At 73.9% G+C, this 24,761-nt stretch carries 28 protein-coding genes and 1 pseudogene; 19 read left to right on the top strand and 10 right to left on the bottom strand.

Annotated features, from left to right (window positions below; translation table 11 throughout):
- Positions 1–44: 44 nt before the first annotated feature.
- Positions 45–890, bottom strand: coding sequence for a helix-turn-helix domain-containing protein (locus tag D7318_RS25080; RefSeq protein ID WP_120699465.1), 846 nt, complete (start codon positions 888–890; stop codon positions 45–47).
- A gap of 302 nt (positions 891–1,192) precedes the next feature.
- Between D7318_RS25080 and D7318_RS33005 the strand changes: the two genes are divergently transcribed.
- Positions 1,193–1,345 carry a hypothetical protein gene (locus tag D7318_RS33005; RefSeq protein WP_183091596.1) on the top strand — a complete coding sequence of 51 codons (153 nt, stop codon included), beginning with the start codon at positions 1,193–1,195 and terminating at the stop codon, positions 1,343–1,345.
- The gene (locus D7318_RS25075; protein ID WP_147437813.1) at positions 1,342–1,611 is read left to right on the top strand and encodes a hypothetical protein; all 270 of its coding nucleotides are present in this window, start codon (positions 1,342–1,344) and stop codon (positions 1,609–1,611) included. The genes D7318_RS33005 and D7318_RS25075 overlap by 4 nt, the downstream gene beginning before the upstream one ends.
- Positions 1,612–1,651: 40 nt before the next feature.
- Here the strand turns inward: D7318_RS25075 and D7318_RS25070 are convergent, their stop codons facing one another.
- Together D7318_RS25070 and D7318_RS25065 are read right to left on the bottom strand one after the other, a co-directional pair.
- Complete coding sequence (locus tag D7318_RS25070) at positions 1,652–2,647, bottom strand: IPT/TIG domain-containing protein (RefSeq protein ID WP_120699463.1); 996 nt, start codon at positions 2,645–2,647, stop codon at positions 1,652–1,654.
- 139 nt (positions 2,648–2,786) lie between these two features.
- Positions 2,787–3,584: an IPT/TIG domain-containing protein gene (locus D7318_RS25065; RefSeq protein WP_120699462.1), complete on the bottom strand. Its 798-nt coding sequence runs from the start codon at positions 3,582–3,584 to the stop codon at positions 2,787–2,789.
- A gap of 363 nt (positions 3,585–3,947) precedes the next feature.
- Here D7318_RS25065 and D7318_RS25060 point away from each other — a divergent pair, with 363 nt between their 5' ends.
- The 3 genes from D7318_RS25060 (at position 3,948) to D7318_RS25045 (ending at position 7,964) form a co-directional block, all read left to right on the top strand.
- Positions 3,948–4,601 (top strand): maleylpyruvate isomerase N-terminal domain-containing protein, encoded by a 654-nt coding sequence (locus tag D7318_RS25060; RefSeq protein WP_120699478.1) that lies wholly within the window; start codon positions 3,948–3,950, stop codon positions 4,599–4,601.
- Positions 4,602–4,908: 307 nt separating this feature from the next.
- Positions 4,909–5,544, top strand: a complete 636-nt coding sequence (locus D7318_RS25050; RefSeq protein WP_120699461.1) for a DUF6879 family protein — start codon at positions 4,909–4,911, stop codon at positions 5,542–5,544.
- A complete protein-coding gene (locus D7318_RS25045) occupies positions 5,541–7,964 on the top strand; it encodes an ATP-binding protein (RefSeq protein ID WP_329604632.1) in 2,424 nt (807 codons plus the stop codon). The genes D7318_RS25050 and D7318_RS25045 overlap by 4 nt, the downstream gene beginning before the upstream one ends.
- Positions 7,965–7,977: 13 nt before the next feature.
- Here the strand turns inward: D7318_RS25045 and D7318_RS25040 are convergent, their stop codons facing one another.
- Positions 7,978–8,427, bottom strand: a complete 450-nt coding sequence (locus D7318_RS25040) for an SgcJ/EcaC family oxidoreductase (protein ID WP_220729800.1) — start codon at positions 8,425–8,427, stop codon at positions 7,978–7,980.
- Between the two features lie 124 nt (positions 8,428–8,551).
- Between D7318_RS25040 and D7318_RS34180 the strand changes: the two genes are divergently transcribed.
- Genes D7318_RS34180 through D7318_RS33000 form a run of 6 tightly spaced genes read left to right on the top strand, consistent with a single transcriptional unit; the run spans position 8,552 to position 11,850 of the window.
- Complete coding sequence (locus D7318_RS34180; RefSeq protein WP_230424056.1) at positions 8,552–8,884, top strand: TetR/AcrR family transcriptional regulator; 333 nt, start codon at positions 8,552–8,554, stop codon at positions 8,882–8,884.
- Positions 8,824–9,177 carry a TetR/AcrR family transcriptional regulator C-terminal domain-containing protein gene (locus D7318_RS34175; protein WP_230424055.1) on the top strand — a complete coding sequence of 118 codons (354 nt, stop codon included), beginning with the start codon at positions 8,824–8,826 and terminating at the stop codon, positions 9,175–9,177. The genes D7318_RS34180 and D7318_RS34175 overlap by 61 nt, the downstream gene beginning before the upstream one ends.
- Positions 9,174–10,016 (top strand): SDR family NAD(P)-dependent oxidoreductase, encoded by an 843-nt coding sequence (locus tag D7318_RS25030; protein ID WP_120699459.1) that lies wholly within the window; start codon positions 9,174–9,176, stop codon positions 10,014–10,016. The genes D7318_RS34175 and D7318_RS25030 overlap by 4 nt, the downstream gene beginning before the upstream one ends.
- A 58-nt stretch (positions 10,017–10,074) precedes the next feature.
- On the top strand, positions 10,075–10,308 hold the full coding sequence (locus tag D7318_RS25025) for a hypothetical protein (protein ID WP_120699458.1): 234 nt from the start codon (positions 10,075–10,077) through the stop codon (positions 10,306–10,308).
- The gene (locus tag D7318_RS25020; protein WP_120699457.1) at positions 10,295–10,831 is read left to right on the top strand and encodes an RNA polymerase sigma factor; all 537 of its coding nucleotides are present in this window, start codon (positions 10,295–10,297) and stop codon (positions 10,829–10,831) included. The genes D7318_RS25025 and D7318_RS25020 overlap by 14 nt, the downstream gene beginning before the upstream one ends.
- Complete coding sequence (locus D7318_RS33000; RefSeq protein ID WP_183091595.1) at positions 10,828–11,850, top strand: hypothetical protein; 1,023 nt, start codon at positions 10,828–10,830, stop codon at positions 11,848–11,850. The genes D7318_RS25020 and D7318_RS33000 overlap by 4 nt, the downstream gene beginning before the upstream one ends.
- Here D7318_RS33000 and D7318_RS25010 read toward each other — a convergent pair.
- Positions 11,832–12,767, bottom strand: a complete 936-nt coding sequence (locus D7318_RS25010; RefSeq protein ID WP_120699456.1) for a TIGR03564 family F420-dependent LLM class oxidoreductase — start codon at positions 12,765–12,767, stop codon at positions 11,832–11,834. The genes D7318_RS33000 and D7318_RS25010 overlap by 19 nt on opposite strands.
- Positions 12,768–12,863: 96 nt before the next feature.
- On the opposite strand from D7318_RS25010, the gene D7318_RS25005 reads away from it, so the two are divergent.
- Both D7318_RS25005 and D7318_RS25000 read left to right on the top strand, forming a co-directional pair.
- Entirely contained in the window at positions 12,864–13,445 is a 582-nt protein-coding gene (locus D7318_RS25005; RefSeq protein WP_120699455.1) for a TetR/AcrR family transcriptional regulator, read from the top strand.
- Positions 13,442–14,023: a dihydrofolate reductase family protein gene (locus tag D7318_RS25000; protein WP_120699454.1), complete on the top strand. Its 582-nt coding sequence runs from the start codon at positions 13,442–13,444 to the stop codon at positions 14,021–14,023. The genes D7318_RS25005 and D7318_RS25000 overlap by 4 nt, the downstream gene beginning before the upstream one ends.
- Positions 14,024–14,029: 6 nt before the next feature.
- Here D7318_RS25000 and D7318_RS24995 read toward each other — a convergent pair whose 3' ends face one another.
- Complete coding sequence (locus D7318_RS24995; protein ID WP_120699476.1) at positions 14,030–14,641, bottom strand: Rossmann-fold NAD(P)-binding domain-containing protein; 612 nt, start codon at positions 14,639–14,641, stop codon at positions 14,030–14,032.
- On the opposite strand from D7318_RS24995, the gene D7318_RS34660 reads away from it, so the two are divergent.
- From D7318_RS34660 to D7318_RS24980, 3 genes are all read left to right on the top strand, one after another.
- Entirely contained in the window at positions 14,623–15,576 is a 954-nt protein-coding gene (locus tag D7318_RS34660) for an AraC family transcriptional regulator (protein WP_220729798.1), read from the top strand. The two genes, D7318_RS24995 and D7318_RS34660, sit on opposite strands and share 19 nt — an antisense overlap.
- 4 nt (positions 15,577–15,580) lie before the next feature.
- Positions 15,581–16,924 carry an acyltransferase family protein gene (locus D7318_RS24985; RefSeq protein WP_230424053.1) on the top strand — a complete coding sequence of 448 codons (1,344 nt, stop codon included), beginning with the start codon at positions 15,581–15,583 and terminating at the stop codon, positions 16,922–16,924.
- 143 nt (positions 16,925–17,067) lie between these two features.
- On the top strand, positions 17,068–17,652 hold the full coding sequence (locus tag D7318_RS24980) for a DinB family protein (RefSeq protein ID WP_120699475.1): 585 nt from the start codon (positions 17,068–17,070) through the stop codon (positions 17,650–17,652).
- A 62-nt stretch (positions 17,653–17,714) separates the two neighbouring features.
- On the opposite strand, the gene D7318_RS24975 is transcribed toward D7318_RS24980, so the two are convergent.
- A complete protein-coding gene (locus D7318_RS24975; RefSeq protein ID WP_120699452.1) occupies positions 17,715–18,200 on the bottom strand; it encodes a hypothetical protein in 486 nt (161 codons plus the stop codon).
- Positions 18,201–18,323: 123 nt separating this feature from the next.
- Here D7318_RS24975 and D7318_RS24970 point away from each other — a divergent pair, with 123 nt between their 5' ends.
- Positions 18,324–19,265 carry a dihydrodipicolinate synthase family protein gene (locus tag D7318_RS24970; RefSeq protein WP_120699451.1) on the top strand — a complete coding sequence of 314 codons (942 nt, stop codon included), beginning with the start codon at positions 18,324–18,326 and terminating at the stop codon, positions 19,263–19,265.
- A gap of 358 nt (positions 19,266–19,623) precedes the next feature.
- Here D7318_RS24970 and D7318_RS24965 read toward each other — a convergent pair.
- Positions 19,624–19,893, bottom strand: a pseudogene (locus tag D7318_RS24965) (uracil-DNA glycosylase family protein); the annotation flags it as partial.
- Between the two features lie 146 nt (positions 19,894–20,039).
- On the opposite strand from D7318_RS24965, the gene D7318_RS24960 reads away from it, so the two are divergent.
- Complete coding sequence (locus tag D7318_RS24960; protein WP_120699449.1) at positions 20,040–21,482, top strand: dihydrolipoyl dehydrogenase family protein; 1,443 nt, start codon at positions 20,040–20,042, stop codon at positions 21,480–21,482.
- Between the two features lie 751 nt (positions 21,483–22,233).
- On the opposite strand, the gene D7318_RS24955 is transcribed toward D7318_RS24960, so the two are convergent.
- Complete coding sequence (locus tag D7318_RS24955; RefSeq protein WP_147437811.1) at positions 22,234–22,617, bottom strand: hypothetical protein; 384 nt, start codon at positions 22,615–22,617, stop codon at positions 22,234–22,236.
- A 205-nt stretch (positions 22,618–22,822) separates the two neighbouring features.
- On the opposite strand from D7318_RS24955, the gene D7318_RS24950 reads away from it, so the two are divergent.
- Positions 22,823–23,755, top strand: a complete 933-nt coding sequence (locus D7318_RS24950; protein WP_120699447.1) for an NADP-dependent oxidoreductase — start codon at positions 22,823–22,825, stop codon at positions 23,753–23,755.
- Positions 23,756–23,822: 67 nt separating this feature from the next.
- Here the strand turns inward: D7318_RS24950 and D7318_RS24945 are convergent, their stop codons facing one another.
- A complete protein-coding gene (locus tag D7318_RS24945; RefSeq protein WP_120699446.1) occupies positions 23,823–24,740 on the bottom strand; it encodes a prenyltransferase/squalene oxidase repeat-containing protein in 918 nt (305 codons plus the stop codon).
- Between the last annotated feature and the right edge of the window lie 21 nt (positions 24,741–24,761).

The raw sequence follows: 24,761 nt of genomic DNA, 5'->3' as shown, positions 1-24,761 counted from the left end.
GCACGACGAAGCTCCTGGTCGAGCGAGTGATCTTGGTCGTGAACTCATCTACCAGGAGCTTCACCTCTGTCCGGACCCCACCCCCACCCCAACGCCGGCCCGCACCAGCCAGGTTGGAAAACGCTCAGTGCCGTTTCCCAGATGTTCTGGAACGCGGCGTCGTACTGCTCGACCTCGCTCGGCTTGTCCAGATACAAGCCTCCCGTATGGCCGTCGATATAGATCGTGGGGGGTTCCGTCTCCCGGCCGTCGCCGGTGACCGGAAAACGAAGGATATTGAACGGTCCTGTCATCACTCCGTCGTGAACTCCCGCTGCCAGTGGGACGACACGCAGGCTGATGTTGCCCAGCTCAGCCATGTAGACGAGGTGCGCCAGTTGGTGGGCCATCACAGCGGGCCCGCCGATGCAGCGCAGCAGAATGGTCTCGCTCAGTACCGCGCGAAAGGTGATCGGTGCGGTCACTCGCGTCAAGATGGCCTGCCGTGCCATCCGGAGGCGTACTCGTGTGTCGAGCTCGTCCTCGCTGATGTTCTTGAGGTGCGCCCTGATGATGGCTCTGGCGTATCCCTCGGTCTGGAACAGTCCCAGCACGATCTCGTCGTGGTAGGCATCCATGTGTGAGGTTGCCTCTTCGAGGCCGACGTAGAGGTCGAACCCCTCGGGGATCGAGGCACCGTAGGCGTGCCACCAGCCCTTGGCCTTGGTTTCCTTCGCGAGGCCCATCAGGACCTCGGTCATTTCGGAAGAAGCCCCATAGATCTCGCACATGTTGCGCACATCGAGTGTACGCATCGAGACCTGTCCCGTTTCGATGCGCCAGATCTTCGGCGTCGACCACTCGAGGGCCGCAGCAGCGGCCTTGACCGACAGGCGGGCGCCTTCCCGCAAGTCCCTGAGATATCAGCCCAGTTGGCGCCTTGGCACGGTCGACCCCGTCGTGTGCTCCACCACCGGCCTCCCCTCCCTGCATCCGTTCTGTAACCCCATCAACGCTCGTTCTGTAATGGGGGTATCGGCTCATCCTGAAATGCACGTCAAACGTTCGAACCTCAAATTGCGTGCGAGCATTATCTTAGTCTTGCGCTCGCCTTTCTTGGGCCCCAATCTGAGGAAAAGAACGCCCCGTGTGCCGAGTTGAGCACCAACGGTACGCCGGGGTCGGAGCACTCAGAGCGGCAGGTGAGACCCCCATGACCACGCAGGATCAGGCGCCGTCCGCCGACGGCGGGGCAGACGAGGGCGAGAGTCGGGACGTTCCCATCCGACCGGATGAACTCGCCGCGCGGTGGGCCGAGTTGAACAAGCAGATCGACGCACATCTTGAGGAGCTGAGGCGTAAATGACACACGGATTACCCACCAGCGGGATGGTGGCCATCGAGATCACCGCCGCCACGGTCAGGCTCGGCGATCAACTCGTCGTCGGGGGACGGCCTTACACGGTGTGCGACATGAGCGCGCTCGCCAGCGGCGGCAAGTTGTTGCACTTCCACGGGGGCGAGTCGTTCCACATGGGCTGCTTCACGGTGCTGTGGGCCAGCCGCCACATCTCCCAACTCCCGGGGTTCATCGCGCCGCGCGCGAGACGTTTCGCGGAGACGCGGCGCTGAGCCCCGGGGACGGGGGGGCTCCGTCCCCGGGGCGGCTCGGTCACTCGTAGGTGAAGGCGAGGGAGTTGCTCGTGCCGCCGGGAGAGTGGACGGTGACGGGAACGCTCCCGGCCCCGGGCGGCGAGGTGGCGACGACGATGGTGTCGGAGATGGCGGCGAAGCTGGCGGGCGCGGCGCCGAAGAAGACCTCGTCGGTGTAGGTGAGGGCCGTGCCGTTGATGGTGACGTTGGTGCCGCCGGTGGCGGGGCCCGTGTCGGGGATGAGGCTGGCGAGGGCGGGCTGCGGCACATACGTGTAGTACGGGTTGCCCGTGCTGGTGTCGCTGGTGCCCCCTGGGGTGGTGACCGTGACCACCACGGTGTCGGTGCCGGGTGGCGCGGTCGCCGTGACCTGGCTGTCACCCCCGACCACGATGCCGGTGGCGGCCTGGGCACCGAAGTGGACGGCGGTGGTGCCCGTCAGACCGGTCCCGAAGATGGTGACCGTGTTGCCGCCGCCGGTGGGCCCGAAGTGGGGGTCGAGGTCCGTGAGGGTGGGCGCCGCCACCGTGGTGTACGTGTAGGTGACGCCGTTGCTGGTGCCGCCCGGTGTCGTCACCGTCACGGACACCGAACCCGAGCCGGGGGGCGCGGTGGCGGTGATCTGCGTTCCGCTGTTGACGGTGAAGACCGCTGGCGCGGCGCCGAAGTGCACCGCGCTCGCACCCGTGAACCCGGTGCCCATGAGCACCACCTGATTCCCGCCACTCGTCGGACCCTGGCCCGGCACAAGGGAGTTGAGCACGGGCGCCGTGGTGTACGTGTAGGTGAGGCCGTTGCTCGTCCCGCTCGGCGAGGTCACCCGCACGGTCACCTGCCCGGCGCCCGGCGGTGCGATGGCCCTGATCGAGGAGCCGCTGACCACGGTGTAGGCGGCGGAGCTCGCGCCGAAGTGGACGGCGGTGGCGCCGATGAGGCCGGTGCCGGAGATGATGACCTGGTTGCCGCCGACGGCGGGGCCCTGGGCGGGATTGAGTGTGCTGATCGCCGGTGGCATGGAACGGCCTCTCTGCTCGTCTCTCGTCTCTCGTGCGGGCGGGACGCGCGTGCCGTGCGGGACTCGTCCGCCCCCGGTCCGTTGAGGGGCGCGTGTGTGCCCCGGTCGTCCAGGGCACACACGCGCGGCTGGTGGGCGGTCAGGTGGTGAAGACGAGGGCGGGGGTGGTGGTGCCGCCGGGGTTGGTGACGGTCACGTCGAGCGCCGTTCCGGCCGGGGCGCCCGAGGGGACCGTCACGATCAGCTGCGTGTCGCTGAGCGCGGCGAAACCGGCGGCGAAGTCGGTCGGCCCCGCGGGGTCGGTGAACGTGACGGCGCTGACGTCGTAGAAGCCGGTGCCCGTGATGAGGACGCCGGTGTCGCCAGGCGCCCCGGTGTTGGGGCTGATGGTCGCGGCCGTCGGCTGGTCGTAGTAGGTGTACTGGTCGGAGGCGCCGGTGATGGCGCTGGTCCCGCCCGGGTTGGTCGCCGTGACGCTCACGGTGACCGGGGCGCCGGTGACGGCGAAGGTGGGCGGGGTGACGGAGCGCTGGGAGTCGCCGCTGACGGGGCCGAGGGTGCCCGCGCCCGCGACGCCGAAGGTGACCGCCGTGGCCGAGGCGAACCCGCTGCCGAAGAGGGTCGACGCGGGTGGGGCGGTGTCGGGGCCGACGTTGGCGCTCACGCCGCTGACCGTGGGCGCGGCGATGTAGAAGAACGGCCTGCCGTTGCTCGTGGAGGCGCCCACGGTCACGGTGACGTTGACCTGCCCGGCGCACCCGCCGGGGGCGGTCGCGGTGATCTGGGTGTTGGCGACGGTGACCGTGCCGGTCACGGACGTGTTGCCGAAACGGACGGTCGGCGTGCTGGCGAGGGCGCCGAACCCGGTACCGGTGATGGTCACGGCGGTGCCGGACGTGCCTTGGGTGGGGCTGATGGACGTGATGACAGGGGCCATCGGAACCTCCTCTGAGGTCGCGTGGTGAGTCGTGCCGCTCCACCAGGACCGGCGTGGCCCGCGAAAGCGGGCACGGAGCAGCGGACCGGATCGCAATGCTGGGGACGCCAGTGACCGAACGTGCCGAGCCGAGGCGTCATGGGAATCGCGGCACTGCCGCCGATGCCCCCAGCGGGGGGATGGGCGGCCCCCTGTCGGACATCAGCCAGTGAGCCACTCGGTCGGGAGAAGCGGCAAGAAGATGAACGACACATCACTCGAACGAGCTACATTTATATGCCTGCTGGGACATGTATGGACATCCGCAGTGAGCCGCGTGGGGGCGGGCGCCCCCGTGCGCTCCCCGCGCACTACTGTGCCGCGGTGGACCTCTTCTCACGCTCATGGAGCGCGCTGCGCGCCGCGGTCGCCGACACCGCGGACGAGGACTTCGACCGGCCGTCCGGCTGTGCGGGCTGGCTCGTTCGGGACCTGGTGACCCACCTGGTCATCGGCGCCCAGGACGTGCTGATCACGCTCGTCACGCCCGCCGATGGCGAACCGACCGTGGACGCGGTCACCTACTGGAGCCTCGTCGAGCCGCCGACCGGGGAGGACCCGCTCGACGCGTTGATCCCCCGGCTGGCCGCCGCGTACGGGGAGCCACGTTGGCTCAAATTCCACTTCGACGACGTGGGTTCGGCGGCGGGGCGCGCCGCCGAACTCGCCGACCCTGCCGCCCGCGTCGGCACCCGCGACCAGGTGCTGACCGTCGGCGACTTCCTCTCCGCGTATGTGCTCGAGTGGACCCTGCACCACCTCGACCTGATCGCGCACCTGCCGTCGGCCGCCGAGCCGCCCGCCCAAACCCTGGGCGCGGCACGGGCGTTGCTCGAGGGGATCGCCAACTCACCGTTCCCCGCCTCGTTCTCCGACGGGGACGCGCTGCTGGTCGGCACGGGACGGCGCGCGCCGACCGAGGAGGAGCGGGCGGCGTTGGGCGACCTGGCCGCGCGGCTCCCGCTCGCCGTCGGCTGAGCGCCCCGCGCGGCCACGCCGCTACCGGGCGCGCATCAACAGACGGCCCCGGCGGTGGCGTTCGCCCTGGCCGCGCTCGCGCGGCATCCGGCCGACCTCCAGGAACCCGGCCTCGCGCGCCAGCCCGGCGAGGTCGTCGACCGGCCAGCGGTGCCCGATGGGGTCGCCTCAGGGGCCACCTGCCCCTGGCATCGCATCCGCACCGCGTGTGGCGGGGCGCACACATCGTGTTGTCACGATGACGCCGGGCTCGCTAGCGTGATGCGTGGTCATGAGGCCGCAACGGACATGGAGGCGGACCTTCCCGATGCTTGATGTGCACACCCTGCGCCTCGATCCGGCGCAGGGCACCCATCTCCCGCTGGACGCCTACACCCAGGACTTCGCGGAGCGTGAGAGCGCCACGCGCGATCATGTCTCCTGGAAGTTCGAGCGCAACCAGCACTTCGAGGAGCAGGGCGACCCCAGCCGGGACGCGCTGAGCCAGGGGCGCTGGGACGAGGCCCTGAGGCTCCTGGAGGGTGAGCGGGAGCACTGGCTCGGCATCGCGCGGGAGGACGAGAAGCGAGGTACGCCCTTCCGCCGCGTGCGGGTGGTGGAGACGCCGCTGACGCCGTACATGCAGTGGGAGTTGCACGCCCTGCGTGTGCAGGCGGAGGCGGGTCTGGGAATCCGGGTCGTCGAGGCCGAGCGGATCCGCGCGTGGGAGGAGTCCGGGCTTCTGCCCGAAGTGGTCGTGCTCGGAGGGCAGGTGCTCTACGAAGTGCTGTACACCGACGCGGGCGTGCTGGCGGGGGGCAGGCGCTTCACCGAGCAAGGGCTCATCCGGCACTGGGAGCAGGCGATCGAGAGCCTCTACGCGTCCGGCGAGGACGTGGTCTCCTACGTCGACCGGTATGTGTCGCGGCTGCCCTCACCGTTCCCCGGGCAGGGCGTGGGGTGACCGAGGGAGGCGGCCGGGACGACGAGGTCCACGGTGGCACCCGGTCGGAGATGTCGGGCTCCTCCCGTGACGTGGTGCAGGCGGGGAGCGTGAGCGGCGGCGTGCACTTCCACGAGCACGGGGGCCGCGAACAGGGCAGGCCCGCCCCGCGCCAACTCCTCCGCGACACCCGGGGCTTCGTCGATCGCGCGGACGAGCTGGAGCAGCTGAACGCTGTGCTGCCCGGACGGGACGGCGAGCCCCTTGTCGTGTCCATCTGTGTGATCGCGGGCACCGCGGGGGCGGGAAAGACCACGCTGGCCCTGCACTGGGCCCACCGGATCAAGGAGCGTTTCCCCGACGGGCAGCTCTACATCAACCTGCGCGGCTACGACCCCCAGGAGCCGGTCACCGCTCAGGTGGCGTTGCGACGTTTTCTCTCCGCGCTCGGGATCCCCTCCGACGCCATGCCGAACGACGTCGAGGACGCGGCGGCCCTGTACCGGTCCGTGGTCGCCGATCGCCGGGTGCTCATCGTCCTGGACAACGCGTCCACGGTCGGCCAGGTGCGCCCGCTGCTGCCGGGCGGTGATCGGTGCCTGACGATCGTGACGAGCCGCAACCGCCTCTCGGGCCTCGCCATAAGGGATGGGGCGCAGCGCCTCACCCTGGGAACGCTGCCCGAGGCGGAGGCCGTTGCGCTGCTGCGGGTCGTGACGGCGGGGTTCAGGCCGGAGGAGAGTGAGGAGAAGCTGGTCGAGCTCTCGCGCCTGTGCGCGAGGTTGCCGCTGGCCCTGCGGATCGCGGCTGGGGGCACCTCCCAGCCGCCAGGCTGGGGGAAAGCGGCGAGTCATCCGCACATGCGGCTCGACGAGTTGATCGCCGATCTGCGGGACGAATCGGCGCTCTGGGACGCCCTCAGCTCAGGGGACGAGGAGGAGGCCGAGGCGGTGCGGACCGTTTTCGCGTGGTCCTATCGGGCGCTGCCCGCCGAGGCGTCCCGCGTCTTCCGTCTGCTCGGTCTCCACCCGGGGCCCGACTTCGGGGCCGAGGCGATCTCGGCGCTGGTCGGCACCCCGGTGCGCCGCACCCGGCACCTGCTCGATGTGCTCGTCGGCGCGCATCTCGTGGAGCAGACAGGGCCCGACCGCTACGAGTTCCACGATCTGCTGCGCGTGTACGCGGCGGATCTGGTCCGCGAGGAGGAGAGCGGCGCGACGCACCGCGAGGCCCTGCGCCGGTTGCTGGATTGGTGTCTGCACACGGCGGACGCCGCGCAGGCCTGGGTCGAGCCGGAGGAAGACCGGGTGCCGTTGGAGCAACACGCCGACGGCGTACGTCCGTTGTCCTTCGCCGACTACGACCGGGCGGTCGAGTGGGCGGAGCGCGAGCGGGCCACCGTCCTGTCCGCCGTGCGGGCCGCCGAGGCCGCGGGATGGGACGGGCACGCCTGGCGGCTGACCCTCGTGTGGCGATACGGGCAGCCGCCGTCCGCTCCGGCCGCCGAGTGGCTGCCCGTCGGGACGATCGGCCTGCGCGCCGTGCGGCGGACCGGCGACCGCGCGGGGGAGGCGAGGCTGCTCGACGGCCTCGGCATCGTCCACCGGCGGCTCGACCGACCGGCGGAGAGCCTCGACCACCATGGGCGGGCACGGGAGATCTGGCGGGAGCTCGGCGACCGCCGCGGCGAGGCGGTCTCGCTGAACGCCCTCGGCCTGCTCGAGTTGCGCGGAAGGCGACTCGCGGCGGCCGAGGGCCTGTTCGACCAGGCCATGGAGGCCTTCACGGAGCGGGCCGACGTCGCCTGGCAGGCCGTCGTGCTCGCCAATCGCGCCCGGGCCCGCCACGAAGCCGGGCTGCTCGACGAGGCGGCCGACGACGCCGGGGGCGCCCTGGCCATCCACCATGACCGAGGGGACAGCGCGAGCGTGGGTGACGCGTTGTCGATCCTCAGCGCGGTGCACGTCGACCGCGGCGAGCCGGAGGAGGGGCTCGGCTCGGCGCGGCAGGCGCTTGACATCGCGCTGGAGCTGCGCGATCACACGCTTGAGGGTTTCTGGCTCCTGGCGTTGGGCGACGCGCAGCGGGCGCTCGGTGACCTCGGGGCGGCGCAGGAGTCCTACCAGCGCTCGGCCGCCCTGCATCGCCGCCTCGGGGACCGGGGTCGTGAGGCGCGGGCGTGGCACGGGGCGGGAACGGTGTACGCGCGGCTCGGGCGGCACGAGGAGGCGGCGGCGTTCCACCGGCAAGCGGCCGTCGTTCACCGGGAGTTGGGGGACGCCTGGAGCGAAGCCGTCGCGTTGGACGGGCTGGCCGCCTCGCTCGACGCCGAACGCCCCGATGAGGCCCGGCGGTTGCGGCGCGATGTGCTGCGCCTGGTCGCGGCGTTCGACGACCCGAGAGCGGTGGCGCTGCGGTCGCGCGTCGCGAGCGAGCTGTGACGGGCCCGCGGTCTCACGTCGCCGAGCCGAAGACCGGGCGGTCCTGTGCCTCCGTCTCGTCGTCGGGCGCGGCCATGTTCTGGCAGGCGGTCAGGCGCCAGTGCCCGTCCTCCTTCGCCAGGATCCACAGGGGGGTGCCCACGTCCGTCCCCTCCGAAGTCCGGTAGAGCTGGCGCAGCTTGACCGCGGCGACATCGGGGCGGATGAACAGGACGTGTTCGAGCTCGAACGCGACCGACATGCCCCGCATCCCGCCGGGGAGCACCCGGTGCGTGAACGCCGCGATCGCGTCGCGGCCGAAGAGGCGCTGCCCGCCGCCCGTCGTCCAGATCGCGTCGGCGCGGAACAGTTCGAGGAACGCGTCGGGCAGCTCGTTGTTCTGGGCGTGCTCGACCGCGGCGACGACCCGCAGGATCGCCTCGATCTCGGCGTCGCGCGTCCGTGTGTCGATGTCTGTGGTCATGGGGCTCATGGGGACCAGCTTCGGACTTCAATCTGGCTTGAAGTCAAGCGGCTTGGGCGCTCGCCCCGGAATTGAACCCGTTGGTTCAGTTGAGCTATCCTGCTGGTTCAGGAGGAGGCGGGGCATGGTGCGGGACGACAAGCGGCGGGCCATTCTGGCGGGGGCGTTCGCCGTGTTCGCGCGGGACGGGTACGCGCAGGCGTGTGTGCGGGACATCGCGGCGGCGGCGGGCGTGGCCAAGCCGACGGTGTACAGCCACCTGACGGACAAGGCGACCCTCTTCCGGCACGCCGTGGCGGAGGCGGCCGATGCGGCGGCGCGGGAGCGGCTGGCGGCGCTCACGCCGCTGGCAGGTCCTGACGGGGCGCCGAGGACCAGGGCGCTGCCCTGGAGGGCGTGGGCCGTGAGCTGCTGCGCCTGCACACCGACGAACGCGCGTGGGCGCTGCGGCGGTTGATCCACGCGGAGATCGGCCGCTTCCCCGAGTTGGTGGAGATCGAGCGGGCGACCGGGGCGGCGCGCCTGACCGAGGCGCTGGCCGACCGGCTGGCCCGCCTGATGCTGGCGGGGCGCCTGCCGACGGGCGATCCGGCCAGGGCGGCGGAACGGTTCCTCGCGCTGCTCATCGGCCCGATCGAGGCACTCACCCTGGTGGGCACGCGCCCCCTGACGCCCGAGGCGGCGGAGCGGCTGGCGCGCTCCGCCGCCCAGGACCTGATCGTTTCCGACCGGAGGAGCGCGCTGTCATGACCGTGGGGAAAAGATATGTGATCACCGGCGGCACGGACGGGATCGGCGCCGCCCTCGCCCGCGCGCTGGCCCGGCGCGGCGACCACGCCGTGGCGATCGGCACCAGCCGGGAGAAGGGCGAACGGCTGGCGCGGGAGACGGCGGACCTGCCGGGCAGCGTGACGTTCCTGTGGGCCGACCTCGCCCTGATGTCGGAGACCCGCCGCGCGCTCGCCGCCCTCGAAGCCCACCCGCGCGTCGACGGACTCGTGCTGTGCGCGCGATACTTCCGCATCCGGCGGGTGGTCACCGAGGAGGGGCTCGAGCACAACTTCGCGCTGTTCTACCTGAGTCGGGCGCTCATCGGCGAGGGCCTCGTCGACGCCCTGGCGGCCGGTGGCGACGCGGTGGTCGTCAACGTCGCGGGCCCCGGCCACCCCACCCCCATCGCCTGGGACGACCTCCAGAGCGCCCGCGCCTACGACGGGGTGCGCGCGATGTTCCAGGCCGGGCGGCTCAACGACCTGCTCGGGGTCACGTTCGCCGAACGCCATGGCGCGCGCGGCATCCGCTATGTGCTGTTCCACCCGGACACCACGTCGACCGGCTTCACCGGCGAGTACGACGCGGCGACGGCCGCGCACATCGAGCGGCAGAAGGCGCTGGCCAAGCCCGCGTCCGCCGTCGTCCCGCCGCTGCTGCGGCTGCTCGACACGCCGCCGGACGCGGCGCTGAGCGCGTACCACCTCAGCACTCAACTCCCGTCCGACGACAAGCTGTTCCCGCGCGCCGCCGCGGGGCGCCTGGCCGGGCTCACGGCGGAGCTGCTGGAGAAATCGGGGACGGCGGGTTCACGCTGACGGCGTCCCAGGGCTCTACTCCCCGAAGGGCGTGCGGACTTCGAGGAGGGGGACGCCCATGGACCCGGCAACGGCCGCGCTCACCATCGGCGCGGTCATCGTCGCCAAGGGGTGCGCGCTGCTCGCGCTCCTGCTGCGGCTGCGCCACGAGAGGGCCCGCCGCCGTTACGTCGTCCGCCTCGCCCAAGGGCTCGGGGACGGGCAGGAGTTGGAGCTGGACGACGACGCGCTGCGGCTGCGGATCACCCGCGCCGTGGCGGAAGGGGCGGCGACGCGCGATGACCGACCATGAACGGCCCGTTGAGGACCCGGCGTTACGCGAGGCCCAACGGGAGGCACTCGTCGAGGAGTTCTCCGCGTTCTACCGGGCGACGGTCCCGGGCCTCGTGGGGTTCCTCGTGAACCAGGGGGCAACACTCTCCGTGGCGGCGGACGTTGCGCAGGAGACGCTGATCAAGGCGTACCAGCGCTGGTCCGACCTCGACAACCCGCGCGCCTGGGCACACCGGGTGGCGTCACGGGCGCTGATCCGTCGGATCGCCGAGGTCAGGGAGGAGCCGGTGGAGCGCGTTCCCGAGCCGACGTCGCTGCTCCCCCGCCCCGACGCGGCGGCCGAGTGGGAGACGCGCCACGACATCCTGCGGGCGCTGGTCCAACTCCCCTACCGGCAGCGGCAGGTGATGGCCTGGACGCTCGGCGGGTACACCCCGGCGGAGATCGCCGAGGAGCTGGGCATGACCCCGGAGGCGGTGCGGGCGAGCCTCCTGAAGGCCCGCCGCGCGGCGGTGGCACAGCTGAGGGAGGAGGACCGGTGAACGACGACCGCCCGACGGACGACCTGGCCACGGTCCTCGACGTGGAGGCGGGCCTGCGCGAGGCGCTGCTGCCGTCCCGGCACGAGGCGGCGGTGGACGGGCTCCACACGGTCCTGGACATCGAGGCGGGCCTCGCGGCGATCGTCCGTCCGAAGGAGCGCCGCGCGGCGAACCCGGCGCCCGGGGACGGGAGTTCGCCGGACGACACGGCGTTCTCCTCGCTCTCCCCGGCCCGTCGGATGCGGCTGCGCTCCCGCAGGGACATCTTCTCGGCCTACCGCGCCCTCGTGCGCGTCCAGACGTGTCTCCATGAGCTGTTCCTCGCCTCCGCTGGCCGGGAGAAGCGGCGCGCGATCGAGGCCGCCGCGGTGATCGTCGAGTTGCTCGCGGTCGATGGCAGGGCGGCCCTCGCCGACGCGGACCGCCGCCTGCGGCAACTGGGGCACCGGGCGATCGCGGACCACCTCCAGGTCATCACCCGCGGCAGGGACGCCCACGACATCCCTGCCGGGCTCCCGGATGGCCTCGAGCCCGCCGCGTGGCTGGTGCTCGGGATCGGCCGAGGGCTCGGCCGATATCGGGGATTCCACGAGGACGCGCAGGTGGAACGGGCCCTCGGCCGGGCACGTTCGTTCGGCGCCCTGGGCGAGGAGGTTGTCAACGCGATCGCCGGATACGCCCCCGTCGCGATGGCAGAGGTCTCCCAACGCGTCGAGACGCTGTATGTCGCGGATCTCAGGGAGGCCGTGACCGCCACCACCGGCGCACCGCTGCCCGGCCTCCGAAGCGGCGAACTGCTGGCACTCTTCGACGACTTCACCGACGCCGACCTCTCCGGGGCCGACCTCCGCCGCGTCAATCTGGCCCGCGTCCGCTGGTCGGAGGCCGGGACGCGGTGGCCACCGGCGTTCGATGTCTCGGCGCTGCGGGCGCGGTCGGCGGAGACCGCGCCCGGGAGCGGCGTCTGGGTGGTCGGGTCGGGGACCGCGACCGTGCCCGGCTATGCCGACGCGCTCTGACCGTTCAGGTCGCGGCGGACGGCGGACAGGAGGGCGAAGGTGCGGGCCGTCTCCTCGGCGTCGCTGCCGGTGCTGCTGACGAGCACGTCGGTCGCCCCGGCGTCCGCGTAGGCGCGCAGGCCCGCGGCCACCGTTTCCTCGTCGCCCACCAGGGCCGTGTCCGCCACGCCCGCGAGGCCCTGGCGGTCGAGGAGGGCCCGATAGCTGGGGAGGTCGGACGCGTGGCCCAGCCGTTCGGCGATCTCGCCCCGCGCGCGGTCCGGGTCGCCGGTGACCGAGGCGAGGACGCCCGCGATGACGCGAGGGGCGCCCCGGCCCGCCGCCCTCGCCGCCTCGGTGATGCGCGGGCTGATGTCGTCGGCGATCGTCGCGGGCGTGGCCCATGTGGTGACCGTGCCGTCGGCCAGCTCGCCCGCGATCCGCAGCATCGCGGGGCCGAGCGCCGCGAGCAGCACCGGGGGCGGCGCCACCTTCCCCGGCACCTCGATCGTCCCGACGGCCGAGAGCGCCTCGCCGCGGTACTCCACGGCCTCGCCGCGCAGCAACGGCCCGAGCGCGGACAGGTATGCGCGTGTGTGCCGGGCGGGCCGGTCGTACGAGAGGCCGAACGCGCCCTCGATGATCGCCCGGTGGCTCGGCCCCACGCCGAGGCTGAGGCGGCCCCCGGTCGCGGCCTGGGCGGTGAGCGCCTGCGCGGCCAGCGCGATGGGGTGGCGGGGGAACGTCGGCACCACGGCCGTTCCGATCTCGATGCCGGGCACCTCACGGCCCGCGAGGGCGGCCAGGGTCAGCGCGTCCCAGCCGAAGACCTGGCTGAGCCAGACGCTGTCCAGCCCGGCCTGGGCCGCCGCCCGCACCAGGTCCACCACCTCCTCCACGTTCTCCTCGCCACTCGCGGCATACACACCGACACGCATGGGCCCTCCCTCAAGGTGAATCGTATATTCACCTTAACTCGCCCCGGCTATCCTCGACACCCGAACAGGCGGGCGCGCGGAGGGAGGTCGGGGCGGATGCGGGCGGACGCGCGGCGGAACCGCGAGGTGATCGTCGCGGCGGCGCTCGCGGCGTTCTCGGAACGCGGCGCCGCCGCCGGGATGGAGGAGATCGCCCGGCGCGCGGGGCTGAGCGTGGGGACGCTCTACCGGCACTTCCCCGACCGGAGCGCGCTCGTGGAGCACATCGCGCTCACCGCGCTCGGCGACCTGGTGGCCTTCGCCCGCGCCCAGAGCGCCACCGAGGGCGCGGCCCCGACGCGCTTCGAGGCGCTGCGCCGGGTCGTGACGCGCTGCGCCGAGCTGCCGCTCGCGCTGACCGCCTCGCTCGCCGAGGCGGCGGCGCCGCTCCCTTCCGTCACCGCGCTCGTCGAGGAGAGCGACGCGCTGCTGCTCGCGCTCGTGGTGGCCGCGCAGCGGGAGGGGACGCTGCGGGGAGACATCGCGCCGGGCGACGTGCTGGGGATGCTGCGCACGGCGACGTGCCGACCGGGCGCGCGCCCCGGAGACCCGCTGACGACCGTGCTGTTCGACGGGCTCGCCCGATCGCCGGACGGGGGCGATGAGTTCGGGCGACGTGCCGGGTCTGCCCTTGTATGAGCAACGTGGCGATCGACATCAGCATGTCCCTGGACGGATTCGTGACCGCCTCGGGGGTGCGCCCCGACGAGCCGCTCGGGGACGGCGGGGAGCGGCTGCACACATGGGCGTTCGGGGCGGACTCGCGGGACCGCGACGTCCTGGAGCGCGGGAGCGCGGGGACGGGCGCGGTGGTGGCGGGGCGGCGCACGTTCGACCACTCGCTCCCCTGGTGGGGCGCGGACGGCCCCTCGGGCGCCGCGCGCGTGCCGGTGTTCGTCGTCTCGCACTCCGTGCCCGAGCGGCTTCCCGACGGCGGCGTGTACACGTTTGTGACGGACGGGATCGAGGCCGCGGTGGAGCGGGCGCGGGAGGTCGCGGGCGGCAAGGACGTCTCGGTGATGGGCGGCGCGGACGTCGTGCGCCAGGTGCTGGCCAAGGGGCTGGCCGACGAGGTGTCGATCCATGTGGTGCCGGTCGTGTTCGGCGGCGGGACGCGGCTGTTCGGGCCCCTGGACGGCGGGCATGTCCACCTGGAGCCGGTGGAGTCGGTGACCACGCCCGCCGCCACGCACGTGCGGTACCGGATCGTCGGCTGAGCGGCGTCAGGTGTCCCAGGCGCCCTCCGCGACGGCCTGCCTCGCGAACGCCGCGAAGTCGCGCGGCTCCCGCCCCAGGGCCTCGCGCACGCCGGGCGACAGATGGCTGTCGAGGCCGCGGCACAGGGGCGAGAAGGTCTCGGCCGCGTAGGCGGCGTCGGCCGCCGACCAGCCGCGGGCGACGCGTTCGGCCGTGTACTCCGCCACGGTCAGCGGAACGTACCGCAGCGGGCGGCCCGTCACCGCGGCGATCTCGCCAGCGACCTCGGCCAGGGTGAGCGCGCGGGGCCCGGAGAGCTCATGGACGCGCCCGGCGTGGCCGTCCTCGGTGAGCGCGGCGACCGCGACGGCGCGCGTCAGGAGCGGCCTGGTGAGCATCGTGCCGTCGAGCGGCACGACATGGACGGCGCGCGCGCCCGTCAGCACGGCGTCCCAGGTGGCGCGGTCGTGCCAGGCGAACGGGGGCGTGCCGGAGCGCGAGCCGACGCGGACGGCCACGCCACGCGCCCGCAGCCCGGCCACCACCCTGCGGCCCGTGGTGCCGGTGCCGCCGATGACGAGAAAGGGGCCCTCGTCGATTCCCTCGTCGATTCCCTGGTGTGCGGTTCGCTGAGTCATGGGCGAGCGGGGCGCAGCTCTCGCTGGTCACGATGGTGCGCGGGCGGGCGTGGCTCGTTCCGCCGGGGGACGGCGAGGAGCCCTTCCCCCTCGGACCGGGGGATCTGGCGATCGTGCGCGGGCCCGCGCCGTTCACCGTGGCCGACGACCCCGCCACTCCCCCGCGTCGCCTTGTCACCACGGCCGACCACTGCGAGGAGGCCGCGAACGGCATGGCCGCGCTCGGCCCGCGCACGTGCGGCACAGGACCGGACGGCGCCGCGGTGCTGCTGAGCGCCGGGTACGAGCGCCGCGGCGAGGTCAGCGAGCGGCTGCTCGCGGTGCTGCCGCGGACGCTGGTGCTCGGCGCGGGCGAGGGCGGGACGCGGGCGCTGCTCGACCTGGCCGCCGATGAGGTGGGCAGGGAACGCCCAGGGCAGCAGGTGGTGCTCGACCGGCTCCTCGACCTGCTGCTCATCGCGGCGCTGCGCGGCTGGCTCGACCGCCCCGGGGCGCACGCCCCGGCGTGGTACCGGGCGTTGGACGACCCGGTGGTGGGCGAGCCGCTGCGGCTGCTGCACCAACGGCCCGCGCACCGCTGGACGGTGGCCGGGCTCGCGGCGGTGGCGGGGGTGTCGCGGGCGGCGTTCGCGCGCCGGTTCACGGCGCTGGTCGGGGAGCCGCCGATGGCGTATCTCGCGGGCTGGCAAGCGGCGTTGGCGGCGGATCTGCTGCGCGAGACGGACGCGACCGTGGACGCGGTGGCCCGGCGCGTCGGGTACGCCAACGCGTTCTCGCTGAGCGTGGCGTTCAAACGGCACCACGGCGCCGCGCCGACGGACTACCGCAACGGGCGCGCGCGGTCCCCCGATGGCCTCCCTGTCTTCCATCCGGACCACCAGGACCCGGCGGGCGGCGCGCCCCGCCCCCGCGCCACGCGCCGCCCCCGACGCTGAACGGGTGGACAACGCCCCCGGACACCGCACGCCGCCCCACCCCCCGACACGGGGACCTGGCCGCAACCACTACGCGGACCTGCTGCGCGTGTGCGCGATCGCGGCGGTGGTGGTCGGGCACTGGCTGCTGACCGACATCACCTACCACCACGGGCACCTGGGCGGCAGGAACTCCGTGGAGTACGTGGGCTGGGGCCGCTGGGTGACGCTGGCGCTCCAGGTGCTGCCGGTGTTCTTCACGGTGGGCGGCTATGTCAACGCCGTCTCATGGACGTCCCACCACGCGCGCGGAACGCCGTGGCACGCGTGGGTCGGGGCCCGGGCGATGGCGCTGCTGTGGCCCGTCGTGGTCTATGTGGTGGTCGCGGCGCTCGGCGTCACGGTCGCGCTCGTCGCGGGCGCGCCCGCGCGCGAACTGGACCGTGCGGGCTGGTTCGTGGCGCTGCACCTGTGGTTCCTGCCGGTCTATCTGGCGCTGATCCTGCTGACGCCGCTGCTCCTGGCCGCGCACCGCAGATGGGGGCTCGCCGTGCCCGCGGTGATGGCGGCGCTCGCCGGGGCCGTCGACCTGGCGCGGGTCGGCGGCGACGTCCCGGTGGTCGGCGCGGCCAACTACCTGCTGGTGTGGGGCGCGATCCACCAGTGGGGCTTCTCGTGGCTCGACCGGCGGCTGACGCGGCCCCGCTGGCTGCCCGCCGCGCTGGCCGGGGTCAGCGCGGTGCTGCTGACGCTGCTGCTGTGGCCGGGGCCCTTCCCTGTGGACATGATCGGCGCGGGGCTGCGCGTCAACAACACCGCGCCGCCGTCCATCGCGCTGCTCGCGTTCGCGGCGACGCAGGTCGGGCTGCTGCTGACGGCCGAGCCCCGGATGGCGCCCCGGCTCGAACGGCCCGCGAGACTACGGCGGTTGGCCCGCCTCAACGGCGCGGTGCTGACCGTGTACCTGTGGCACATGGTCCCGGTGATCCTGATCGCCCTGACGCTCTATCCCACGGGCGTGGCGCCCCAGCCCGACATCGGCTCCGGCCCCTGGGTGGCCCTGCGCGTGGCGTGGGTCGCGGTGCTCGCCATCGTGCTCGCGCCGCTGGCGCTCGGCGTGATGTGGGCCGAACGCCCCCTGCGGAAGCTGCCGTTGGGCGCGGGCGTGGCCGGGCGGTGGGCCCCGGTCCCGCTGGTCGCCGGGATCGGCGCGACGGCCGCGGGCCTGGCCAAGATCGCCGTCGACGGCTTCGCGCCCGGGGGGCGGATCGCGGTCCTGGGGCTCGCGCTGGTGGCGGTGGGGGTGAGCTTGACGTTTCTCGCGGGGCCGCGGCGGGGGCCCGAGGGGGGCAGTGGCGGGGGCGGCTGACGGCTGGCCGTCCTCCCGTTCGCCGTCGGCCGGGTGTCCGGTGTGGAGGGGCGCGGGTCAGGGCTTCGCACCTACGGGAGGGGGCGGCGGCCATGGCCAGGGGATTTTGAGACCACGAGCAGCCCATGGCAGGCTCGTGCCGCGTGATCGATGAATACGCGAAAGACAACCTGTACGGCAGACTGCGGCGCGACCGCAAGGCGCTGCTCTGGAAACTCGACGGCTTGTCCGAATACGACGCCCGCCGACCTTTGACGGCGACCGGGACCAACCTCCTCGGCCTGGTCAAACACGTGGCCACCGTCGAGGCCAGGTACTTCGGCGAGGTCTTCGACCGCCCCTCCCCCGAACCACTGCCCCGGTGGCAGGACTCCGACGGCAGCGATCTGTGGGCGACCGAGGACGAGACCCGCGATCAGATCATCGCGTTCTACCGGCGCACGTGGGAACACTCGGACGCGACGATCAACGAGCTTCCCCTCGACGCCCCCGGCCACGTCCCGTGGTGGCAGGAGCCTTACGCCGACACGAACCTGTTCGCCATCATGGTCCATGTCCTCGGCGAGTCCATCCGGCATACCGGGCACGCCGACATCCTGCGCGAGGGCCTCGACGGCCGGACCGGGTTGCGCGCCGAACACGAGAAGCCGATCGACGAGGAAGCCCGCGCGGCCCACTGCGCGAGGATCGAGCGGGCCGCCAGGTCGGCCGCACCGATCAAGGCGTAAAAGTTGCCCTTGTGAAACGGCGCACCCTTTGTGGGGGCGTCCAGCCCGTAGCCGCCATCGCCCTACCCGTCCCCCGGCGACACCCCCAGGGCCCGCTCATCCTCCGACAGGAGGTCCCACGGCACCAGCGCCCGCACCGAGCTCGACGCCGGGATGAACGCCAGGTGCGCCACCGTGCGTCCGTCCCGGCCGTGGCCGAGGAGCCAGTGCGCCACGTCGGGGCCGCCGAGGCGCGCGCCCGACTCCCGTGCCAGATGGTCGAGATGGGGCAGATAGCCGCCCGGCAGATACTCCCTGATCGCCGCCGCGTCCGCCGTCCCGAACACGCTCACCAGCACGGACAGCGGCCCGAACCGCCGGAACGTGTGCCCCAGCTGCCCCGGGCGCGGCGGATGGGCGTCCGCGTTCAGCACGAAGCCAGCCACCGCGGGCCCCGCGAGCGCGCGCCACGCGGGCCGCGCCGCGAACTCGGGCCGGTCCGCCGCGATCCGCGCCAGATGCCGCGCCATCAACGCGCGCGCCCACTCGTGCCGAACGCCCTCCGCCACGGCCCCCTCCTTCGTCGCCCCACAACGGACGCTACAACGGTCCACGGCGACCCCTCCCGACCGACGATTCCCGACGTACGATGTCCGGCGTTGCGGCCGAGGAATCCCTCCCGGGAGACGACGATGCGGGCACTGACATCTCGCGGCCTGCGGGGGATCTGGTCCCCGCTGCTGCTGCCGGTCACCATGAGCGAGGCCATCGACTTCGACCGCCTCGACAGCACGTTGGAGACGCTGCTGAGCACCGGCGTGCACGGGGTGTACACCAACGGCACCGCGAGCGAGTTCCACACGCTCACCGAGGACGAGTACGACCGGCTGCACGAGCTGGTCGCGGCGCGGTGCTCGGCCGCGGGGATGCCGTTCCAGCTGGGCGCCAGCCACCCGAGCGGCCAGATCTCGCTCGGCCGCATCGCCCGCGCCGCCCGCCTGCGCCCCGGCGCCATCCAGGTCGTGCTGCCCGACTGGCTGCCGCTGCGCCCACCCGAGGCGCTGGCCGCGCTCGAACGGATGGCGGAGGCGGCCGACGGGGTGCCGCTCGTGCTGTACAACCCCCCGTACGCCAAGACCCGGGTGGGCCCCGAGCTGCTGGCCCGCGTCGCCGACGCGCTGCCCGCGGTGATCGGGCTCAAGGTGCCGGGGATCGCGGTGGCGAAGGGGCTGACCGAGCGGTTCGCGGTGTTCGTCGCCGGGCACACGCTCGCGGGCGCGCACCGCGAGGGCGCGGCGGGCTCCTACTCCAACGTCTCCTGCATGAGCCCGGCGGGCGCGGTCCGCTGGTACGAGCGGATGAGCACCGACCCGGAGGCCGCGGCCGAACTGGAGGCGCGGCTGGGGGCGTTCCTCGACGAGCACATCGCGCCGCTGGCCGCCGAGGGGTACTGCGACCCGGCGCTCGACAAGGCGCTGTGCGCGGTGGGCGACTGGTCGACGGTCGGCACGCGGGTGCGCTGGCCGCACCGGTCCGTGCCCGACGCGTCGATCCCCGCCCTGCGCGCGGCGGCCTGGCGCGCGGTGCCCGAGCTGCTCACGGCACCGGCGGGCGGGCGGCTGCCCGGCGCGTGACGTCACGGGGCGCCCGTGGCCGTGACCTCCACCCGCGCGCCGTCGCGCACCGCCGCGGTGAGATCGGCGGCGTCGGGGTGCGGAGCTGCCCGCGATGGTGCGGCCCGGGGTGTCGACGCCCAACGCGGTGGCGGCGCTCGCGGCGAACTCCCATGCGTTCTCGTTGAACAGCGCGAACTCCTCGAAGAATCCGATCCGTTCGGGGAGCACCACCTTGGGCCACCAGGAACACCCCCACGCCGCCGATCAGGGCGAGGGCGACGGCGAGGGCCAGGACGGCGCCCGGCTCAGCCCGTCAACGCCTCGGCCGCCACCCGCAGATCGGCGACCAGGCCCGCGTACACCGCGTCGCGGTCCTCGCCCGCGTCAGCAGCCGCCCCGCGGGCCCGACGAACGGCTCGCCGCGCCTGTCCTCCTGGTCGCCCGGCTCCTCGCCGACCAGCAGCACGCGGGCGGTCGCGTTCCCTGCCCCGAAGACGGTGCCCGTGGTGTCGCGGAACAGCGGGCACCCCTCGCACCCGGCCGCCGCCCCGCGCAGCGCGGCCAGGTCCGCGCCCTCGGGCACATAGGGCGCCGCGTCGTACCGCTCGGGCCCTGCGCCCTCGTTCGCCCGCGTGGAACCCGCCATCGCCGCCGAGTACCCGGGAACAGCGCGCCGACACCCGGCGGGGCCACGACGGGGAAGGTGTGGGGGCGGCCTACGGTGGGACCCGTTCCACCGTTCCCCTCCCCTCCCCCGGCACACCCTCCCGGCACACCTTGAGGAGCACCCGCATGAGCGAGCCAAGCGAGTCCAGGGCGTTCGACGTCATCGTCATCGGCGCAGGTCCCACGGGCGAGAACGTGGCCGACCGGACCGCCGCCGCGGGCCTTCGGACGGCGATCGTCGAGAGCGAACTCGTCGGCGGGGACTGCTCGTACTGGGCCTGCATCCCCAGCAAGGCGCTGCTGCGCCCGCCCGCCGCGCTCGAGGCCGCGCGGGCGGTGGCGGGGGCACGCCATGCGGCGGGCGGGCAGCTCGACGTGGCGGCGGTGCTCGCGCGGCGGGACGGGTTCGTCTCGGACTGGCAGGACGACGGGCAGGTGGCGTGGCTCGAGTCGGCGGGGATCGAGCTGATCAGGGGCCATGGGCGGCTGGCCGGGGAACGCCGGGTCACGGTCGCGGCCCCTGACGGCGGGACGGTGGACCTGACGGCGACCCACGCGGTGGCGGTGTGCACGGGCAGCGCGGCGGTCGTTCCCGGGCTGCCGGGCGTCGCGGAGGCGCGCCCGTGGACGCCGCGCGAGGCGACGGGGGCGCGCAAGGCGCCCGACCGCCTCGCGATCGTGGGCGGGGGCGTGGTCGGCGCGGAGATGGCGGCGGCGTGGAGCGCGCTCGGCTCCAAGGTGACGCTGCTGATGCGCGGGGAACGGCCGCTGCCGAGGATGGAGCCGTTCGCGGGCGACCTGGTGGCCGATGGCCTGGCGGCGCGCGGCGTGGACGTGCGCCCCGGCGCGTCGGTGGCGGAGCTGCGCCGGGCGCACGCGACGGGGCCCGTGACGCTCACGCTGGAGGGCGGGGAGACGCTGGAGGCGGACGAGGTGCTGTTCGCCACGGGCCGCAAGCCGCGCACGGAGGACATGGGCCTTGAGACGGTGGGCATCGAGCCCGGCGCATGGCTCGATGTGGACGAGACGCTGCGGGTGCGGGGCGTGGACGGCGGCTGGCTGTACTGCGCGGGCGACACCAACCGCCGCGCGCTGCTCACCCATCAGGGCAAGTACCAGGCGCGCGTGGCGGGGGCGGCGATCGTGGCGCGCGCGGCGGGCGGGCCCATCGACGACGGGCCGTGGGGCGAGCACGCCGCGACGGCGGACACGGTGGGGGCGCCCCAGGTGGTGTTCACCGAGCCGGAGGCGGCCTCGGTGGGCCTGACGGCGCAGGAGGCGGAACGCGCGGGCCGCCGCGTGCGCGCGGTGGACTACGACCTGGGCAACGTCGCGGGCGCCTCGCTGTTCTCCGACGACTACCGGGGCAGGGCGCGCATCGTGGTGGACCTGGACCGCGAGGTGCTGGTGGGCGCGACGTTCGTGGGCCCCCAGGCGGGCGACCTGCTGCACGCGGCGACGATCGCGGTGACGGCCGAGGTCCCGATCGCCCGCCTGTGGCACGCGGTCCCGTGCTTCCCGACGGTGAGCGAGATCTGGCTGCGCTTGCTCGAAACCCTCCGGGGGTAGCACGCGGCGGCGGCCGCCGACCGGGCGGCGGGTGCCACTGCCGCCTCGGCGCGGGGCACGCGGCGAACCCGGGCCTGACCGGCACCGGACCCCGGTGAACGACCCGGCGGCGGGCGCCCGTCAGGACACCACTCCCGGGGCCGGGCCCGGGAGCCGACCAGGTGCCGATGGCGCGGGACGCGCGGTGAACCCGGGCCCGACGGCACCGGAACCCCCGCGTTCACCCCGAAGGGGACACGCCGACGCGGAGCCAGCCCACCCCCGGCGAACAACCGAGCGGAGGCGGCACCCCTCCCGGGGGTAGCACGCGGCGGCCGCCGTATCCCTCCGGGGGCAGGACGCGGCGGCGGCCGCCGACCGGGCGGCGGGTGGCCGCTGCGGCCTGGGCGCGGGGCGCGGCAATCCCGGGCCTGACCGGCACCGGACCCCGCGAACGGCCGGGCGGCGGGCGCCCGTCAGGGCACCACTCCCGAGGCCGGGCCGGGGAACCGACCAGATGCCGATGGCGCGGGACGCGCAGCGAACCCGGGCCCAACGGCACCGGACCCCGGTGAACGACCGGGCGACAGCGTTCACCCGAAGGGGACACACCGCCCCGGCGCCAGCCCGCCCCCGGCGAACAACCGAGCGGAGGCGACCAGTTCCCTCGGCGCAAGCCGAAAAGCCTCGGCGCAACGCCGCGCAGCGATCCCGGATCCACCGGGGCCGGGCCCCGGTCAACGATCGGCGTGAGCGTCGAAACCGCGCGCGGCTATCGGGGGTCGCCGAAGGCGTCCTCGCACCAGTCGCGCAGATAGTCGTCCCACTGGTCGTCGCCGATCTCGCACGCCTCGGGCTCCCGGTCGAACGTGACATCGGGGGGTCCCGGGATCTCGAGGTCGGGGGTCTGGTCCTCGATCGGCTCTTCCGTGGGGGTCGGGGAGGGCTCCGGTGGCGCGAGGGGCTCGGTCAGGTCCTCGCTGGGTGACGGGTCGGTCAGGTCCACCTCGGGCTCGGGCGGCGGGGCCTCGGTCGAGCCGGTCCGCACGGGCCGTGGCGCGTCGCCGTCGGGCGGCGCGCCCCCGTCGGAGCCGCACGCGGGCACGGCGAGCACCGCGAGGGCGACAAGGCCCAACGCCCTTGTGCGAGCCGTCATTTGTTCCCTCCGCCGTTCGGTCGCGCGCTCGGTGCGCGCCACTCTGTCAGATCGGCGAGGGCGGTGGGGTGACGCCGTCGAAAAGGTTCCGTGAGCCACGGAGGGTGGTCGCGGTGTCCCCGGGGCCGACGGTGGCCAGGCGTGCCATCCTGCGGTGTATGCCCCGTTATGGGGGCGTTCTCCCCGGAACAGAAAGGGACCCGCGATGCCCCGGGCTGTCAGGTTTCACGAGTACGGCGATGTCGACGTCCTCCGCGTCGAGGAGGTGGACCGGCCCGAGCCGGGGCCCGGGCAGGTCCTGGTGCGGGTGAAGGCGGCCGGGATCAACCCCGGCGAGTCGGCCATCAGGAGCGGCGCGCTGCGCGAGCGGTGGCCCGCGACGTTCCCCTCGGGGCAGGGCAGCGACCTCGCGGGGGTCGTCGAGGGACACGGGCCCGAGGTGAGCTGGCTGCGGATCGGCGACGAGGTGCTCGGCTGGACCGACGGGCGGGCCAGCCAGGCGGACTACGTGGTCACCGAGGCGGACCGGCTGGTGCGGCGCCCCGTGGGCGTTCCCTGGCTGGCGGCGGGCGCGTTGTTCGTCGTCGGGACCACGGCCTACGCGTCGGTCAGGGCGGTGGGCGCGGAACGCGGGGACACGGTCGTCGTCTCGGGCGCGGCGGGCGGGGTCGGCTCGATCGCCGCGCAGATGGCGCGGAACACCGGCGCCACCGTGATCGGCCTCGCGAGCGAGCGGCACCATGACTGGCTGACGGCCCACGGGGTGATCCCGGTCCCCTACGGCGACGACATCGACGACACGGGGCAGCGGATCCTGGCCGCGACGGAGGGCGAGCGCCCCGCGGCGTTCATCGACACGTTCGGCGACGACTACCTGAACCTCGCCGACCACCTCGGCATCCCGCACGAGCGGATCAACACGATCATCAACTACCCCGACGCCGAGGCCCTCGGCACGCGGACGGCGGGCAACAGCGACGCGGCGGACGCCGAGGTGCTGGCCGAGCTGGCGGCGCTGGTGGACCGGGGAGCCCTGGAGATCCCGATCGCGGCGGCCTACCCGTTGGACGAGGTCCGCGACGCCTACCGGGAGCTGGAGCAACGGCACACGCTCGGCAAGATCGTGCTCGTCCCCTGACGGGTGCGCGCAGCGCGGCCGACGGGGCAACGCCCAGGTGGCCGCCGTCGCTCCGGGGCCCCGCGGCTCAGGACACCGGGTGCCGGTTCCCGCGGTGGCGGGCGAGCAGGTAGGTGGCCGCGCCCGTGAACAGCAGGCCGATCGCCGCCCACGCCAGCGGCTCGGTGGCCGACGAGCCGGTGCTCGCCAGGTGCCCTTCGGGGCCGAGGCCGCCGGTGGAGGGGGACGACGTGGAAGATGTCGACGACGCGGGGGATCCGGACGCCTCGCCGCCCGTCGTGGTGGCGTCGCCGCCCCCGCCGCCCGTGGTCGTCGTGCCGCCCTGCACCACCTGGCCCTCGCCGCCGCCGCCGACGACGCCGCCGCCTTCCACGCCGCCCTCGGTGGTGTCCCCCGTGGTGGCGCCGGGCGGGGGATCCGTCGAGCAGTCGATCGGCTCGACGTCGGGTGTGGCCTCCGCCCCGTCGATGTCGCCGAGGGCCACGCCCGCGAGCGCGGGCATCGCCTGGGCCGTGGAGCGCAGCGCCATGCCGTTGGCCACCGGCTCCAGATAGCCCACGGCCCCGCGGTCCACCGCGGCTCGGCCGCAGCCGACCTGCACCGAGTACAGCCACAGCCAGCCCTTGTCCGCCGCCTCGTCGCGCCCGCCCGCGCGCAGCGCCTGGACGGCCAGGGCGGTGGAGTTGCTGTTGGGGGCGCTCGCGGCGTTGTAGCCGAAGCCGCCGCCGTTCTCCCGCTGCTGGCCCTCCAGCCAGTCGAGCCCTGGCTCCGCGTCCGCGGCGCGGTCCGCGGCCAGCAGCGCCTGCACGGCCATGCCGGTGGTGTCCGTGTCGGATGTGCAACGGCTCGGGTCGCGGCGCGGGGAGAGCGGGAAGCCGCCGTCGGCGCAGCGCGTGGAGGCGAGGAAGTCGACAGCGGAGTCCGGGAGTTCGCCCGTGCGGTCGAGGGCGAGGACGGCGAGGGACTGCGTGAACTGGTTGGACATGTCGCCCGCCGCGCCCGCGTC

The sequence above is a fragment of the Streptomyces radicis genome (genome assembly GCF_003626575.1).
Lineage (GTDB): Bacteria > Actinomycetota > Actinomycetes > Streptomycetales > Streptomycetaceae > Streptomyces > Streptomyces radicis.
Note: the sequence above shows the minus strand (reverse complement) of the source record. Positions and strands in the feature narration are given on the sequence as shown.